Source organism: Dokdonia sp. Asnod1-B02 (assembly GCF_045063955.1).
GTDB lineage: Bacteria > Bacteroidota > Bacteroidia > Flavobacteriales > Flavobacteriaceae > Dokdonia.
In genome coordinates, this window is the sequence record NZ_JBEFNW010000002.1 from 2,964,421 (window position 1) to 2,981,900 (window position 17,480).

Annotated in this window: 17 protein-coding genes; 11 read left to right on the forward strand and 6 right to left on the reverse strand. The window is 29.4% G+C overall.

The window, feature by feature from the left end; translation table 11 throughout:
- The first annotated feature begins 206 nt into the window (after positions 1-206).
- The 3 genes from ACJJVU_RS13215 to ACJJVU_RS13225 all read left to right on the forward strand — a co-directional run bounded on the left by ACJJVU_RS13215 (position 207) and on the right by ACJJVU_RS13225 (position 1,870).
- A complete protein-coding gene (locus ACJJVU_RS13215; protein WP_405226336.1) occupies positions 207-533 on the forward strand; it encodes a hypothetical protein in 327 nt (108 codons plus the stop codon).
- Between the two features lie 20 nt (positions 534-553).
- Complete coding sequence (locus ACJJVU_RS13220; protein ID WP_405226338.1) at positions 554-1,126, forward strand: hypothetical protein; 573 nt, start codon at positions 554-556, stop codon at positions 1,124-1,126.
- Between the two features lie 498 nt (positions 1,127-1,624).
- Complete coding sequence (locus ACJJVU_RS13225) at positions 1,625-1,870, forward strand: hypothetical protein (RefSeq protein ID WP_405226341.1); 246 nt, start codon at positions 1,625-1,627, stop codon at positions 1,868-1,870.
- Between the two features lie 555 nt (positions 1,871-2,425).
- Here ACJJVU_RS13225 and ACJJVU_RS13230 read toward each other — a convergent pair.
- On the reverse strand, positions 2,426-3,382 hold the full coding sequence (locus tag ACJJVU_RS13230; protein ID WP_405226344.1) for a hypothetical protein: 957 nt from the start codon (positions 3,380-3,382) through the stop codon (positions 2,426-2,428).
- Positions 3,383-3,978: 596 nt separating this feature from the next.
- Positions 3,979-4,224, reverse strand: a complete 246-nt coding sequence (locus ACJJVU_RS13235) for a helix-turn-helix domain-containing protein (RefSeq protein WP_405226347.1) — start codon at positions 4,222-4,224, stop codon at positions 3,979-3,981.
- A gap of 192 nt (positions 4,225-4,416) precedes the next feature.
- On the opposite strand from ACJJVU_RS13235, the gene ACJJVU_RS13240 reads away from it, so the two are divergent.
- Together ACJJVU_RS13240 and ACJJVU_RS13245 are read left to right on the forward strand one after the other, a co-directional pair.
- Positions 4,417-4,842, forward strand: coding sequence for a hypothetical protein (locus ACJJVU_RS13240; RefSeq protein ID WP_405226350.1), 426 nt, complete (start codon positions 4,417-4,419; stop codon positions 4,840-4,842).
- Between the two features lie 5 nt (positions 4,843-4,847).
- A complete protein-coding gene (locus tag ACJJVU_RS13245; protein WP_405226353.1) occupies positions 4,848-5,456 on the forward strand; it encodes an SHOCT domain-containing protein in 609 nt (202 codons plus the stop codon).
- 9 nt (positions 5,457-5,465) lie between these two features.
- On the opposite strand, the gene ACJJVU_RS13250 is transcribed toward ACJJVU_RS13245, so the two are convergent.
- Complete coding sequence (locus ACJJVU_RS13250) at positions 5,466-6,029, reverse strand: tyrosine-type recombinase/integrase (RefSeq protein ID WP_405226356.1); 564 nt, start codon at positions 6,027-6,029, stop codon at positions 5,466-5,468.
- Positions 6,030-6,326: 297 nt separating this feature from the next.
- Here ACJJVU_RS13250 and ACJJVU_RS13255 point away from each other — a divergent pair, with 297 nt between their 5' ends.
- From ACJJVU_RS13255 to ACJJVU_RS13265, 3 genes are all read left to right on the forward strand, one after another.
- Entirely contained in the window at positions 6,327-8,222 is a 1,896-nt protein-coding gene (locus ACJJVU_RS13255) for a hypothetical protein (RefSeq protein ID WP_405226359.1), read from the forward strand.
- A 13-nt stretch (positions 8,223-8,235) separates the two neighbouring features.
- Positions 8,236-12,225, forward strand: a complete 3,990-nt coding sequence (locus tag ACJJVU_RS13260) for a hypothetical protein (protein WP_405226362.1) — start codon at positions 8,236-8,238, stop codon at positions 12,223-12,225.
- A gap of 85 nt (positions 12,226-12,310) precedes the next feature.
- Complete coding sequence (locus ACJJVU_RS13265; RefSeq protein WP_405226365.1) at positions 12,311-12,511, forward strand: hypothetical protein; 201 nt, start codon at positions 12,311-12,313, stop codon at positions 12,509-12,511.
- Positions 12,512-12,705: 194 nt separating this feature from the next.
- On the opposite strand, the gene ACJJVU_RS13270 is transcribed toward ACJJVU_RS13265, so the two are convergent.
- From ACJJVU_RS13270 to ACJJVU_RS13280, 3 genes are all read right to left on the reverse strand, one after another.
- Positions 12,706-13,185, reverse strand: coding sequence for a helix-turn-helix domain-containing protein (locus ACJJVU_RS13270; protein WP_405226367.1), 480 nt, complete (start codon positions 13,183-13,185; stop codon positions 12,706-12,708).
- A gap of 192 nt (positions 13,186-13,377) precedes the next feature.
- Positions 13,378-13,674, reverse strand: coding sequence for a DNA-binding protein (locus ACJJVU_RS13275; protein WP_405226370.1), 297 nt, complete (start codon positions 13,672-13,674; stop codon positions 13,378-13,380).
- 82 nt (positions 13,675-13,756) lie between these two features.
- A complete protein-coding gene (locus ACJJVU_RS13280; RefSeq protein WP_405226373.1) occupies positions 13,757-14,746 on the reverse strand; it encodes a hypothetical protein in 990 nt (329 codons plus the stop codon).
- A gap of 340 nt (positions 14,747-15,086) precedes the next feature.
- Here ACJJVU_RS13280 and ACJJVU_RS13285 point away from each other — a divergent pair, with 340 nt between their 5' ends.
- From ACJJVU_RS13285 to ACJJVU_RS13295, 3 genes are all read left to right on the forward strand, one after another.
- A complete protein-coding gene (locus ACJJVU_RS13285; RefSeq protein WP_405226376.1) occupies positions 15,087-15,224 on the forward strand; it encodes a hypothetical protein in 138 nt (45 codons plus the stop codon).
- Between the two features lie 211 nt (positions 15,225-15,435).
- Positions 15,436-16,956: a DNA/RNA helicase domain-containing protein gene (locus ACJJVU_RS13290; RefSeq protein ID WP_405226379.1), complete on the forward strand. Its 1,521-nt coding sequence runs from the start codon at positions 15,436-15,438 to the stop codon at positions 16,954-16,956.
- A gap of 31 nt (positions 16,957-16,987) precedes the next feature.
- Positions 16,988-17,170 (forward strand): hypothetical protein, encoded by a 183-nt coding sequence (locus ACJJVU_RS13295; RefSeq protein WP_405226382.1) that lies wholly within the window; start codon positions 16,988-16,990, stop codon positions 17,168-17,170.
- The last annotated feature ends 310 nt before the right edge of the window (positions 17,171-17,480 follow it).

A 17,480-nucleotide genomic window follows, 5' to 3' on the forward strand; every position in this document is an offset into this window, starting at 1 on the left:
GGTTTAAATATAAGGATATTAAGGTGTGTTGGATTATGCATTCTTATAAGGTTTTTGATACTATATTTAATACTTCAACGATTGATGCAGGTTACACAGAATTTATTAGGGTTATGCCATCGAAAGCGACTGTCTTATACACTCAACACTTATTAGATAGATATAACGAGAGAGTACATAATAATAAGTTTGGAACACACAGAGAAATGATTGTTCACCTAACAATCAATAACCACGTTAAAGGAACAATGGCAATGGATAAATATGGAGTTGATGAAATTGTACAGCGTATTAAGGAAGGTTTCCTATTGGGTAAATTTCAAGAAAAACATATTACCTTCAATACTTTTTATGATAATGAAGAAACAAAGGATAGTGAGAACAAAACTATTACAAGGGAATATTACAAGACTAAGAATAGTTTGAGTGAATTAGAAATGAGAGATTTTGACGAACTCCAACACGATTATGTAACGGGTAAGATATCGGTTACTGAGTTTCACTTTAAGAGGAAAGAAAAAGGTTTTTTATAACATTAATAAATAATTGATATGTGAGTAACGGAGTAATTATAATGGATGAAATTAAGGACTATTCTATTAAAGAATTAGATTCATTTAAAGGAGCCATTGATAAATTGATAGAATCTAAAAGGATATACTTTTATAGTTTAAAAGAAAATGATAAAAGGACGGTCAAATTAGGTATGCTAAACCAAATGTATCATCAGATTCTAAGTGGTATATATCCCGAAAAGAATAGAATCGTTGATTGGTTTAGCTTACAAGCTGAACATGCTAAACATTGGTTAAATGACGAACACCAATCAGCAAGAACACAAACAGATATTTTTAATCAAGGAATCACTGATGATGCAGCTAAAAAGTTTAAGCTTAATTCTGATTGGAAAAACAGAGATAAGGAGATTCAAACTTATTTAGGTAAGAAGTTTTTTGAAGGTAATTATTCTGGAAAGACTTACGAAGAATTAGAATCCTATTATGGTACTTGGGATGATATAAAAGATGAGGTCATTAAAGGAGATAATTTCTTGGAGCATCCTTACGAAAGAATCGGTGTTAGGTTGATGGCACTAAGAGAAAATTCGAAATCGCTACAATATTAGACAGCTAAATATTCAATTTCCCATAAAACCCTTGCAATTTAGTTTGTGAGGGTTTTTACTGTCTACCAATAATTGGATGATACTTTAATCTCAGCTGATATTCTATTTGCACAAAACCAACTTCCATAATTTTAACAGATATATTGAAAATGCCGTCACAAATTGAGAATCCTTAAATGCTAGATTACATTTGTTTAGAATGAAAGTTGTTAACACTCGTAATCATCTGTTTTGATAGCTATTAATACATATAAACACATAAAATTTTGCAACACTTACAAAGATGATATGTATACGTGTAAAAACAGATATAAGAAAAAAAATTAGTGCTTAAGTGGTGTTAATTAAATACTACTCTTGAGGGGTATAAGTAAGTTTAGAATCCTAAATATTGCAGAAAACACTATAAGAAAATTGGTGATTACCAATTGTCACAGTCAAATCAAAATAGCTTTTGTAGCTTGCTGATAGTGGTGATAAATCGGTGGTAAAAAGTATGTGCTTAATAAAGTTAAAGATGCTTTAGATATTGCGATAATAAAGAAAGAAGTTATGAAAGAAGTTATTGATATAGTTAGTGGAGCAGGTAGTTTTGTAATTGTGTTAATGAGTGGGCTATTTGGTTTCCTATTGGTTGTCCTCCTTATTTTAATTTGTCTCAACGAGAAAAAAAGAGAATCGGTAGTAAGGCAATTTGTATTGATAATTAATGCTCTTAGAGGTAAGAGCAAAACAGAACCATAAAGGAAATATTTTATGGTTTTTGTATTCTCAATTATAATTTCTAAATTTACAGAACTTATTGAAGTATGAGAACGACAATAAAGTAGCACAGACGAAATAATGTCATCAAGCGGTCATTAGTGGCTCTTGAATTATAAGGTAAAGTAGTTTAAAACGAAGTTCTATTAAATTAGAATGATTAAAGAAGTACGTCGCTCTCATCATTAGAAGTCATTTATTCCTAAGGGATAAGAATAGATGGTAAGGGTTCTAAATCTTCAATCAGACTTATTGTATTACATTTTGGTAATACAATCGTACTTTTTTATTTAACGCGTTTTAGAATTATTTTAATCTTATTTGACCTTTTATGGCTTTTGACACTCAAGTTATCTTTGATAACCTTTCAACCTTTGGAACTGCTTTAGTTTCTTTTACATTTTCCTTTTTTAAATTTATTAGCTTCATTTTTACTGTACTTCTTATTTGTAATAAGGGTGACACAGAAAAAACAATTAATCAGTTAGTTAAATTGATAGTAGCACTAAAGACTAAAAACAGTACTTAATTACTCGTCTAGCGAAGTTTGGAAATAGTTTTTATTTTATGGTCATAATTAGCGACTGTTCTATTTTCACTTTCAGTCATTGGGAGGAGTCTTGGCATATTACCTTTGTAACTATTTATTAAAACTAACTTTAATTTTTCTATTTCATTTATAGTTTTTTCCTTAAGCTCATCTAAAACCTGTCTAAAGGTAATACCTGTTTTAAATGATTCCATATCATCTATAACAACATCATCTGTAAGGAAAGAATCACGCTTAATTAATGGCAATCCATTAATCCATAAGAAAAAATCTAGACCAATAGCGGTAGGCGTTAATCCATCTTCATTATAGGGTATACCATCTCTAGTACTATTATTAGCGATTAAGCGTTCATTAATTAATGTTGTTATTATTTTCTCATAATTAATTGAGAAACGCTCTCTATCCATAGAAGTCAAGCCCAGTTTTTGCTGAATATATAATTCATCAAATTGTATCGGAAGTACTTTATCTTTTTTTATAAGATTTCTCTCGCTTACTGAATGAATACTTTCGTAGTAGTCGTCTCTATTAATCTGATTGTAAATGGTAATTTTTTCTTTAAGTGACTTATAAAATAAGTAATGAAACTTAATTTGGTAAACCGATAATCTTTCAAGTAAGTTTAAATAGTATATACCAGAATCATCAGTTCCCTCATCCGTTCTTGACGATGCTAAAATACCTGCATAATAGTCTTGGTTAAGTTCATCAGCAGCCCAGCTACCTTCATTAATAACTTTTGCAATTATTTTAGGTGGAACAGATTTACCATCATCAACATCTTCTATCTTCTCTCGCGCTTTGGTAAATATTTGAAATAAATTTCCTTCACGAGCCTTATTAATAGCTAAACCTTTCACATATTTATAACCATCTCCAACTACAGACTTTAACAAAGTTTGAGCAACCATTCCAGCCAATACTGATTCACTTTCTATCATTAAGCATCTATTAAATTTCTAATATCAACACTTTTAAGTTCCGTGGATATACACTCCCCATTAATTAGACTTATATCTGAATGGTCTTCATACTGAGTAATTGAGACTATATGGTTAACGTTTATTCTAACTTCACATTCGTTGAGAGCGTCTACTAAAATTAATTTTGGCATATCCTTATATTTTATTTATACCGAAGTTAAATAAATCCACCTTAACAAATAAACACCAAGGGTTACTTAATGACACTTCTCTAATATTTGAATATTAATTAACCACTATTCAAGTTCATTAGGGCTTGTTTAAAGGCTTCATTCTTTTGAAGTACACCAATTGCTATATTATAGATTTGTGTTATTCTTTCCATGGTTAAACTGCTACACTGACCTATTTCACATAGTTCATATTCTTATACATATTAAGCCCCATATATTTTATAACCACATCAACATAAAAGAAGTAAAACACTCCCAGATTATTTGATAACAGAAAATCACTTTACTTATCATTTTATATGTTGAGGATAATTCACTCAATCATCTTTCAGAAGATGGATTAACCGAAATTTCTGAAATACTCGTGCAAAGAATTATCAGTTAATTAATCTTAAAATCAATAAGTTCAGAAGGTGTTATCTCAAAAGCATCCGCAATTCTTTTGAGCATACCTATTTTCATTTCTTGCTTACCTAGTTCGTATTTCCTTAGGTTTTGAGCGTCAATGTTAGCTTTATATGCAATTTCCTCAATACTCAAATCTTTTGATTTTCTCAGTGCTCTTAAGTGTTTTCCAAGTTCTAAACAAAATTCAGATGGTTGAGTAATTCGCTGTTTTTTAGCCATACTCAAAAGTCTAAACAACCTATTGGAAAAGACCAATTGTAAACAACGGGTTGTTTACAACCTATATTTTAATATATTTGATTTAAAACTTAAAATATTATGTTTAAAAATGCAATTACTCTCTTAACTATAACTCTTTTATTAAGTTCTTGTGATAACTCAAAAATATTAACCGATTTGAATCAAAATCAAATGACAACAATATTGTCTAAGTTTGATATCAAGGAAGAAACAGATATTAGTTACACGTATGATGCAGGAACGAAAAATACATCATTAAATATCAATGGAGATAATACATTTGAATACACGTATGAAGAAATCTATAAGGGGTCACGTACCTCATTAGTATACATTATTGGTAAGATGGAATTTAAAGGTGGTGTAGAGGTCGTTTTTGAAAAAGGAAGTGAAATACTTCAACAAAAAATTGAGTTTATAGGTAAGGATAGAGATTCACAACAAAGAGAATTTAGGGCAACGCTTATACAGTTTAAAAACTCTAGTGGATATAAAAACGAACTATTTTTCTCTGGAGAAAGTAAGACTTATAAAATGAATAAAAATTCAAGCTCGGATAATTTAAAATTACCTTCACAAATTTTTGATTTTAATTAATATCTATGAATAAAATTGAACGTCTAAAAGAATTAAACGATTTACTAAAATCGGGGGTAATTTCAGAATCAGAATTTAATACTTTGAAAATTGAGGTTATTAAAGATGAGAATACAAGTATTGATAAGGATTCGTTTGTTTCAAACAAACAAAAAATAAATTTCAAATCTTTTCACAACAGCTCAAATGAAATTATAACTGCTCCCGATATTGAATTTTTAGATTTTAAAAATATCTCTGGTGATGACCTTTCAAAAATAAAACCCTTTTTAGAACTAAAACAAATATACGCTCCTTCTGAAATGACGGCAGATGAAATTAGTCTATTCAGTTCAAATTTTTCTGAGATGGAAACCAATGAAATTATATCTAGGAGACCTGGTTTAAATTACACCACAAACGCTAGAGTGTGTCTATTTACTTCCATTGGAGTTTTAGTCCTCGTTATATTCAATCCCCTTTTAATTTTTATCTGCGGTTTTTTAATGGTAGGTGTTGGAATTGCAGGAATTGGAGTACTAAATAAAGGTAACGCGACAAATATGGATAAAAATATTATTTATTTATCTTTTGCTTTGATAGCAGTATCAATAGCAATATTCAAATTCTCTTAAAGGAATCACTTATAAACTCATATAGATGTCATCTAATTCTTCTTGTCTGATACCTAAGTATCTTTTAGTAATGGCTGGGGAGGAATGATTAAACAGGTCTGACAGATATAATAGTGCTTTGTCTGTTTCATTGTTGTTAAGATAAACTTGACGTCCAAACGTCTTTCTTAATGAGTGTGTTGAAATCGATAATTTTTTGGAACCGAAAAACTCTTTGATTTTTCGATTCACGTATTGTGTGCTATAAACTGTGTTTTGATTTGATGTGAAGATATGACCATCGTGATTTTCTACTCTCGTTTTTAGAATTTCAAATGCAACTTTGATATTGTCGTTAATTCTGATTATGCGCTTTTTGTTGGTTTTCTTTTCTAATAGCGAAATTGAGTCACCATCTAAATCATTAAACTTTAGTGAAAGCAGGTCTGAAATACGTAATCCCGAATTGATACCTAAAACAACCAGAAAACCTAGTTTATAGTTTTTATCACCCTTTATGAGTTTGACCGCTTTATTAAGCGTGGTATCAAAATTTAAATAATCACTTGTAGTAACTGAACCCTTAACACTCATATCTCAAATATTTACAATTCAAAGATAACCAATATGAGTTTCACTTTTGTAAATTTTAAATTAAAAGTGAAACTAAATTAATCAATAAATGACTCATTTATAATTAAATATCTGATTACTAGTTATTTATGAAAATAAAAAAGTTTCACTTCTAGTAATAGTGAAACTTTTATCTAAGTTTTAATTTCTTAGATAATTTTTTTGCATTTTTAAGAAATAAAACAAGCCTACCTGTCTGCAACCGTAATTGTTATCGTATTTTAATATTGAGTAACTTAATATTATATAAGTTTGGCTATGTCCTTCCCTGAAATAAATTCAAAGTTTTTTCTTATTGTCAACTATGAAAAACCTTTATTGACTGCTATTGTTTCTAGTTATGTTAATTCAAAAGATTTTTATGTTCCGACATTTAGTTATGCTGAGGTTACTGCAAGTGTGCAGGACTTTAATGACAAAAAATTAGCTGATGGAGAAATTGACGAACATTATACTAGTAGGGTTAGGTCTAATGCATTTAACATAAAAGTACATAACGCACTGAAACGATTAAATGGATGCGAATATTTACTTATTGTAGGTCTGACAGAAAATCAAATAAGCTATTTAGATTTTTTAGATGATTATAATTCTGTTTACATAGATAGCGTAGAAGAAGTAGACCTGATTTTAAAGCATATAGTTGAAAAATCAGATTATATTTCTTGTAAGACTGATGAGATTTTTGATGCTCTATATATTGCAATAGAGAATAATCTAATGCTTCAAATTGATGAGGAAAGTGAAATTGTGATTACTGATGACAATACCAAAGATGGGTTAATAGTTGTGGAAAAAGTCAATAATTCCAATTTGCCTTTAGCTATTAGTTATGCAACAGCTATTAATGCTAATTTGAAAATAGTAGATTCAATTGACACTGATAAATCAGTAATTACAGGACTTATACAAAAATGGAAAGAAAAGGCATCTGAGGGAATAGAAAATCAAAATGCTTTCAATGATTTAAGTGCATTATTATACCCATCTATTGAGCATATTGATTTTTTAAAATACAAATACGCAACTTTCTTCACTACAGGGGCACCCTATGGGCTAATTCTTAAAAATCAAATTCCTATTTCTCATGTCAATCTTCAACTGTCTCCTGATTTCTTTCTTTTTAATAATATTCAATTAGATAGTTTTTCTGAAAGCCCAAGTGCAGTAGTGTTTTCTCCACTAGAATTCCAAGATGAAGAAACAGATTCTGTGGTTGAATATTTAGAAAATAAAAACTTATTTGTTAAGCCGTTGGTTGGTGAAAATGCTACGGTTTTTAATCTTGACAATCATATTAAAGAGTATCCATATAGTATCCTTCATATTTGTAGTCATGGTGGTGAAATTGAAGGTTCAAGAATAACAGAGACTTTTAAAGATAGGGACGGTGTCCAACATTCTGTTGTATATGATGAAGTAGCTACTTTCGCTATATCACCTTATCAAGACCGACACCCTGTAACTGTAAAAAGTTTTTTTAGAACTTTCGATGGCTATATCTGGAGAAGCAAGGAGCTTAAAGCTATAGAATATCCACAATATGTTTTCTCAGACATGACCAATCATCTTAGAAAAAAGAAGGACAAGGATAGAAGTAAAAGAGTAATGGTAGGTGGTTCTTGTTATATTAAGTGTCATGTATCGCATTCTCAAGCTTTGTTTCGCCATTTAGCTTCAGGACATTCACCATTTATATTTAATAATACCTGTTGGTCTTGGACTAATATCTCTGAGTCTTTCCTTGCAGTAGGGGCAAAAGGTTATGTAGGTACACTATGGGCTATAAATAATAGTACTGCTAAATTATCTGCTGAGTTTTTTTATGAAGAAATATTCGAAGGAACAATCCTAGAAGCATTTCATAAGATGCATCAAAAAACTGTCGGCACAAAAGATGAAAACATATATTGTTTTTGGGGACTTCACTTTAGTAAATTGAAATCAGGTGTCAATAAAGAATTTAGCAGAAAAATGGTATGGTTAAAAATGAATAGGTCGTTACAGATATGGAAGGATAAGCTCAAAGAAACAACAAGAGAAGAGCTGATAAGAAATATTAATGAATTTATCGATTGGAACGCTAGAGAACAAATAAAAGACTTTAAAAATGAAATAACAGAAATGTATTTAGGAGATAAAGGAATTAAATAAAGAAGAACAAAATATGAGTGCAATTTCTGCATTAAAAGGTTACAGAACACAATTTTTATATTCTTTATATAGAATTCTTAAAGATTATGACAAAAACTATACATTCAAGCCAGAAGGGCTTTATGAGGATTTAGATATAGTTGATGAAAAGGGGAATTATATAGAAATTATACAGGTTAAAAATAAATCTGAAACATTAGTTTTTACTGATTTGTTTTCTAAGAAGGATTCGTTTTTTAAAAGAGCAAACAAACTTTTAGAGAGTCAAAACAAAGCTATCTTGAAACTTGTTTCATTTGGACATGTTAGTAACGAACTAACTGAAAAATCTGTATTATCAAAAAAGTTACATAAAAAAGGGTTTGATTCAATTAAAATAGACAGAATATTAAAGAATTATCATGCTCCTGAAATTGTAGATGAGGAGACTTTACATAAAGAAATTATAAAATTACTTACAGATATTAGACCCTTCACAAATCCTTCTATTGCAATAGAACTATTAATTTTTTGGATTTATAAATCTGCTGAAGAGCAAAGAAAAATTGATGCTAAGAAAGTTATAGCAAGTTTAGATTCTATAGGAGTATTCTTAAATGAACAGAAATCATTTATAAATCAGTTTGGCAACACAATTTTACCATTTGATAATAGAACATTAAATGAAATTAACTGTTCTCAATTAGAAGAAGAATTTTATTACGGTGTATCGTCTAGATATGAACACATTCTATCAAATTTAGACATTAGCAGAACCAAAAAGCTATCTGCGATTGATAAAGCTTTTAAAGAAACTAATGTAGTATTTATTCATGGTGCTTCTGGGCAAGGAAAAAGTACTTTAGCCTATCGGTATATACACGATTTTTCAGAGAGTCACACCTCATATGAATTAAAACTATCTAATAATTATAATGAATCATATGAAACTATTAACAGTTTAAATGCTCTATGTAAAGAACTATTCTTTCCAGTATTAATATATATTGATATAAAACCCCAAGATGTCTATTGGAATGATTTACTTCAACAATTATCTACAAAAAAGAACCTTCAATTTTTGATTACTATTAGGCAAGAAGATTGGAATAGAGTTACTCTTGGTGCTGACTATAGTTTTAAAGACATAGAATTGACATTCGATAAAACTGAAGCTAGAATTATTTATGAAAGTTTATCGAAGTACAAAAGAGAGCTAAAGTTTACTGATTTTGAGGAATCATGGTTGAATTTTGGTGATGAAGGGCTTTTATTAGAATATGTTTACTTGATTAATCAAGGAGATACTTTAAAAGCCAGATTAGAAAGCCAGATTAATCGATTAGAGGAGGAGGAAAAAGTTAGTGAATTAGAAACATTACGTTTTGTATGTTTATCTGATTCCTATGGAGCTAAAATTAATTACAAAAAGCTCGTTGATTTTATTCGCATTAATAGGAGTCTATCAAGCCGAGTTGTTAAAAATCTTGAAAAAGAGTATCTCTTAAAGTTTACAGAAAATAAAGAGTTTTTAACGGGATTACATCCTATCCGTTCAGAACTTTTATGTGGTATTCTATTTAAAGATAATGATTACATAGATATCAAAGATTATGTAAACGATTCTATACCTCTATTGTATGAAGGTGACATACATGCTTATTTGCTAAATGGTTTCAATTTTGGATACGATGTTGAAGCTTTTTTGGAGATAGTCAAAGAATATAACTTTAAAAGTTGGATTGGAAATATTAATGTATTAAATGCTCTTCTTTGGAAAGGAGTAAGTGATTTTCTTTTTATAAAAAATAAAGAACCTTTTCAAACTCTATATGATGAGTTTGGTTCAATTTGGGCATTAGTGTTACCATATGATTATGCAAATGTAACGGGAGACGAAGAATTAATACTATCAAATATATTATCAGAAGATGTTAGTATTAGAATTAAAGAGATTAAAAATAGTATATCTCCTAAAGAAGATGTTTTTGAATATGTTTTAAGATGGATTAGTTCTAAAGATAATATTTCTTGTGAATTATGCGATAAGAAAGAATTCGTTGCCTTAGGAGAGTATTCTTTTTGGGTTGGTCATTTAAACCTTGAAACTAATATAGTTATTGATGAACACGAACTTCTAACTCTTTTTGATAGTGAAGTTTCTTTGAAAGATATTTCAGTTTTGTTATTGGGTCTTCAATCGATAAACTTTTCTACTGATTTTATTAATCATTACAGAAATTTATTCGTGTCAAGATTAATGGAAGAATACAGCATTGTTGATTTAATAGAGAGCAATGACAACCACATTTCTTGTAAATATATTATCGATTATTTAAAGTATGAATTTGAAGAAGAAAAAGAAAAAAATTATCTGCAAAATAAATCTACAGAAATCCTTGAGATTTTGAGAAACGCTTTTCCTGATAAAGATTCTTATTCTGTAAATGCAGTGAATAATTCTTTTTTGAATATTGAATTGCCTTATGACCCAAGTGATAAAAATATAAAGCATAATTTATTGCCTTTAAGCTATTTGGTTCAAATCAATGGTTTGATTAACAGTTTGTTTATTTATCAATTTCGACCTGATTCATGGGAGGAATACATATATAAAATAATTGAAAATAGAGAAAAATATAATTATGCATTAACCGAAGTAATCAGGGGGTTTCAAGAGTATTTTAGAAAGAAAGATTATAAGGCGTTTATAAAACCTTTAGAATTAGCAGAAATAGAGTTGAAGGATGTATATAGGATTAAGTTTCCTAAAAATATAGTTGATAAATGGGGATACGTTTCCGAAGGGGCTAATGAAAAATCTTTAAATGATAAAGAAAATTTATTAGTAAAAACGACTACAATAGCATCACTAAAGAACTACTTAAATTTTAATGAAATCAGTAGAGATTATTTTTCAAGTTTAGATAATACTTTTAATCAATTAGGAAGTAATATATTATCTGTATACAGACTTTATTCAGATGTTGAGGATTCAGAAGAGTATAACCCAAATGTTTTATATAGTAATATATCTGAGGCTTTAATTAAAGTTTCAAAATTTCAAAATGAATTTGAAAAACACTTTTCTAAATTTTGTTTATCGGAAAAATTGAATAAAATAGAAAATACAGAGAGCAGGACTCTTGAAACTTTATTTTATATCTGGAATCAATTTTACAACCAAGGAAAGCGAAAAATCAGCAGCAAGGTTTATACTAACGCTAGGAAAGAGTTCAGTAATATCAAAAATAATCTCAACAAGAGGTTTCTAAAAGAACGGAAAGAAATTTATGACTTAACAGGTATTCAGTTTAATGTTGAATTATCTGAAAAGACTAATAAGACCCTTATTATAACAGCTGAGATAATTTCGGAAACGTATTTCACTTCATTACTTTATGCCAGAGTATTTGTGCAAAACACTTTAGGAGCTAGTTATTTTAGTTCAAAGGGGGTAATAGTTAGAGATAATGTGAAATCCGTTATTTTCCTTCCATTGATTTACGGAAAACCAATTAATAAAAAGGTATTTGAGATTTATACACATAATTTAGATGAGGATTTTGATGGTGATGATTGGTATCGATTCTTTAGTGTCTTTGATGATATAAATAAAGAGTTAGTCGACTATTTAAATTTAGAATTTTGGAATACAGATAATGAAGATATTAGAAATTATGAAAAAGTTATGGGTGAGGTTTCTAATATCCAACAGTTCCAAAAGCAAATAGAGAAAGTAAATAATGAAGCAAAATATTTTAATTTTAACAATACAGGTGTTATAGCAAAATATGTAAGTAAGATTAAAGATTTTCTTGAAAATAGAAAAAGTGAAATCTCAAAATCTTGGCAATCAATTGGACATTTGGTAGACGATAAAGACTTTTTTAATGATGTTAATAGTCATATAATTAATTCTGACATTAATAATGTACACCCTGATATATCCGATATTCAAATGCGTTTATCTGAAGAATATAACTCTTTTGCTTATCTAGCTATAGAAGATGAAATGAAGTAATACTCTTATTTAGATTTTAAAAAGATATTTATTTCAATAGATACCTTTTTTATACACCCGCATATTTATAGTAAAACCAATTACTATGAAAAAGTATCAAACCTATTACACAGGAGTTGAGATAATGGAGCACTACCAGATTTCAGAAAGAACACTTCGTTACAGACTAGCTACACTTAAAAAGAAATACAAAGGTCAACATACCTTACTTTCCAAACAGAAACACATCTGGCGCATACATAACAGTATCTTAGAACATTTTGAATCCAAGCGTAAAAATTTATAGGTGACCTTACCTAGCATCACCGCTCTTACATAAGAGGCTTCTTAAAGCCTTGTTGCACGCCCTTAGAGTGCTAAAAAAAATTTCTATAGATTTTCTGCGTACGGGTAAACTCGACCTGCAAATGAGACTAAAACGGCTATAATGGTATCAATAAGGGTGTTTTGGGTATTCATACTTAGAGGGATTCACAAATACTAAAAAATTTTTCCGAAATGTTTCTCGATATATGGTTTTGATTTTACGTATTCTCTAATTACCTCATCCAAGACAAAAGTACATTGCGCCCATACTAAAAAATGTTCAAGGTCTTTAAACCTTTTAACGTCAACATTAATTTCCATAAGTATTTCAATTGGTATGTAATTAAAAAGATTTTCCACAAAAAGTAAACGGTTTCTTTTTGGTCGTCCGCCTTCTGGTCGTTTAGGGTATGTATAACCTTTATTTAATAATGGATTTAATTTTGTAATTGCGGTTTGGATTCGTTTTTCGCTACATCCAAACTCGTAACTTAATTGTTTGTTAGTCATATAAAAGTAACGTCCTGCCATCTGGAAGCTAATTATCTCTGATAAAATTAACTTCTGTAAATCGTTGAGGTTCTTATTTGCTTTTACTTTCTTATAAATTTTTGTAAACTGGTGGTCGTAATTTTTGTTCTTATCTGTTGGCATACTGCTTTTCTTAATAGTTATTGCTTATTCTGTACATATCAAGTTTGATACTTACTAGTTGGACTACCTCAAAACAACTCTGTATTATACTATATAAGTTACTAGACTAACTTATTACTAGATAAAAAGAATTATTAATAGGTTTTCCCTTCGGGGTATATGAAACTTAGATTTTAAAAAATCTTATCTCAACTAGAAGGATTGAAGATTTTCATATAAAATCTTATATATTTTCTTAACAGGATATAGGTACGCATCACCAATCGTAGTAAATGGTATGTAACCATTATTTCTATATTTGATAATAGTATTTTGAGATATACCAAACAGTAACTTAAAGTCTTTGTTACGATAGTACTCTTTTACTGGATTTGAGCTTGTTTTATCCAGTTTAGTTTCAAGTTGGGACAACTTGTCGTGTAGTGGTAAGAAAAGCTTTCTAAGCTCTCCAAATGGTATAATTGAAACCTTTGATTCTTCTGTCATCATAATATGTTTTATTAATTATTATGATGCAAATTTTGATGTTTTATAAGGGTATAGCTAGGGATTCCCGAGCATTCCCTAAAAATTAGTCGGTGTTTTTAAGTACCTCAATACGGTTTTCTAGCTTCTCGATAAATTTTTCAATAAAGTCCAATTCTTTGTGAACGTGATTCTCAGAGTGTTTACCTACTTTAGTCCACTCCTTAGTGAATTTATCTATTTTTATAGGTTCATCTTTTTCAAAATAATACGTTTCACTTTCGTTGATAAAGTCTTTGATAGGTGTATCTGATTTGTTTTGATTGACATTGCCAATTATATAATCGTAATCATATAAAAATTTAAAGATATATGCTAGTTCGTACTTTCTGCCTTTAAAAAATAACTTACCCTTCTTTTTTATGGTTTCTTGCCCAACACTAAAATCATCACCCTCAAACTTTGATAATTTGTTAATCAGGTTTAATATATTTTGAAATTTTTGGTGAAGTGAGTTGAGCAAGTAAGCGTGTAACTGAATTATATAAACTAAATGCGCTTTAGCATAAACAAGTTGTAAATCTGCATTTTGTACATTATGTACTGTAAATAAAATATCGTCAAGTTCTTCTTGTGATTTACCAGAAACCTCGTCATAGCTTAAATTATAAAATGAACCAACTATTTGTATAATATACTCGTGTCGGTCATCTTTGTCTATCTCTGGAACAGGTAACCATAACTCCAAGCTATTTTTTTTTGGAGGGTTCTGAGGATATTCTAAGCTAATACCCCAACCCTGTTTTTGATAATCTATGTCTTTTAAGTCATCAATTCTTAACGTGCCTAGTTCTTTAACTTTCTTTTTCAGAGTATCACAAATTCCTCGAGTATAAAGAATGTGTTTTGCATTATCAAAGTCAATTACCTTATCAATTTTTTTGTCAATTTTGGCTACTACCTTTTCAAAGTATGAACGTTGGATTTCGTTAACCCAATAACCGTTGTATGTAAAATTTTCTATTGAAGCATTATATGTTACATCAAGTTTGATAGAGTTTTCAATAAGTGCGTCGATTTCTGATAGTTTTCTCATATTAGATAAATGGGATTAGCCTATAAAGGTAAAAACTAAGTGAGTTTTTATCTTAGTTTATCCATATCCTTTTTTATGCTAGAGTCTAAACTTTAACAAATGCTATTAGCCTTTCGAATATTGCTATTTAGCACATTGTACACAATCAGAAATTTATGGTACGTGGATAAAAAGCATGGACACTCACACTTAATATTTAACGGCTTCATTCGATATGACTGATGGGACGAAACAAGCAGGTAACTTTCCAGAATATATCTTAAAAATTGCTAGACGAAGGCTTGTTAAACTGATTGAGTAATAGTAGTTTTATAATTCATTTTTCCTAACTCATAATTAAATGAAAGATTACAAAGTAGTAAAGTCTCACTCAATAGAGATTTTAGAAAGTAGTGTAAAGCACAACCGTAATAATGGATGGAGTTTACAAGGTGGAGTAAGTAGCTTTAAAGAACAACGTCAACGCCAATACATTTAGGCAATGGTAAAGTAACAATTAAGCCCCTTGGATAAGTTCTAAGGGGCTTTTAGTTATATTAGAATATGGACGAAGAAGACTGGCATTACCGCAACAGATACCCTCGATTTTGGATAATGCATTCAAAATTAGGTAGAATGATATTGAGAGTTCTTGTATTTATAGCTATAACCTTTATTATTATTACGAAACTTATAGAATACTACAGTAAATGAAATTAATGAAAGCCACCAACTTAGTATCTCTAATACAAGCTAAAGAGAGTTTACCAGATGAATCATTTAAAGCTTATATAGCTTATCAAAATATAATAATCGATGAAGATGAGTTTGTCGAGTTGGAACAACTAACAAGGGATTTATACTCAATAAATGGAGACCCTGTAATATTTGAAAACTTTTTCATCGGGTTTGTTATACCTCAAATCAGTAAAGAATTTGACCTTTTGAGATTTGGAAAGACTCATATAATAAACATCGAATTAAAAAGAAAGTATACCGATAAAGTTGCTCATCAGTTGCAAAGGAATAAGTATTATCTCGATTTTTTATCTGATGAGGTATATAATTTCACCTACGTAGCAGATACTAAAACTATTTATTCATTAGGTGATGATGGAAAGCTTTATACTATCTCTTTAACAGAGTTTGTTGAATTCTTAGAAAATAAAAAAAGTATAATTGTACAGAATATAGAAGAAAAATTTAATCCATCAGATTATTTGGTTTCACCATTCAATTCTACAGAAGCATTCGTAAATGGTAAATATTTTCTCACTAATCAACAAGATAATATTAAGGTAGACATATTGAAAGATGTTGCAAAAAAAGGTTCTTCATTTAATTCAATTTGTGGTAAAGCAGGAACGGGAAAAACCTTAGTGACTTATGACATAGTCAAAGATTTACAAGATGATAAGGAAAAGGTTATTGTCATTCATTGCGGTAACTTAAATGTGGGCCAATATGAACTAAATAATGACTATTCTTGGGAAATTGTTGGTATCAGAGATTTACATAATATAGATTTTAAATCTTACAAATTAGTCGTTATCGATGAAACGCAAAGAATAAAACCTTTTCAACTTAGTTACATAATTAGTCAAATTCAAGAACAAAAGAGTAATTGTATTTTCTCTTATGATATTAACCAATGTCTAAGTATTTTAGAACTTAAATATCGTACTGACGAGACTATTCAAGAATTAGTTCCACACAAACCATTTAATCTTACTGAGAAAATTAGAACTAATTCAGGAATTGCATCATTTATCAGGTCGTTGTTTGATAAAACTAAACCCTTTAAAAATATTGATAGGTCTAATATAGAGTTGAATTATTTTTCCACCTACCATAATGCTAAGTGGTTCATTCAGTCTATACAAAATGATGGATGGGAGATGATAAATTATACTCCAGATGGAAAGAAAAAACACCCTTATCAAGATTTTGAGCTTAATTCTGTAAAAAATGCACACGGAGTAATAGGACAAGAATTTGATAAAGTTGTTGCTGTTATTGATACTAACTTTCAATACACCCATAATTTGTTATCTATTAAAGGTTACGGTACTAGAGCACCATTTTACCATCCTGTTAAGATGTTGTTTCAAATAATGACTAGAACAAGGCGCAAGCTGTCTGTGGTGGTCATTAATAACCCTCAAATAATGGCTAGATGTCTTGAAATTCTTGGTGAAGAAAAAAAAGTTCTTGTTGAGGGCGTAGAATGAACTAAATTTGAGTAGAACTGAACTTAATATAATGGCAAAATTTATCAAAGTCAAAGCAGAGAACAATACAATGTATTACATCAACACGTCACATATTGTTAATGTTGTAGAAGTAAGAGAAAAGGAGCTTATGATAAATTTTATAAATAAAGACCAAATTTCAGTTAAGCAACGTTTTAAAAAATTGATTCAAGCAATAGATAGTGCTAAATAGAATAATTTAAAACTTTAACATTTGCTCTTAACCTTCGTCTTATAGCTATTCATAGTATTTGGTACAACATATACTAAAACAATTGTAATTGTAGTAGCATCTACCCCAAAAACAGCACTTCCATAAACCTTAGTTAGCATCTAATCAATTGTTTGCATAAATATAGAGAATACTCTCGTAATCAACACCTACAATTTTAATAAGCTGTATTAGGGGCAAACACCCCTACAGCATCTTGCAAAATCATCCTACTTTTACAATAAATAATGGGATTCTTAATCCATTATAAAAAAAACTATACACAACAAGT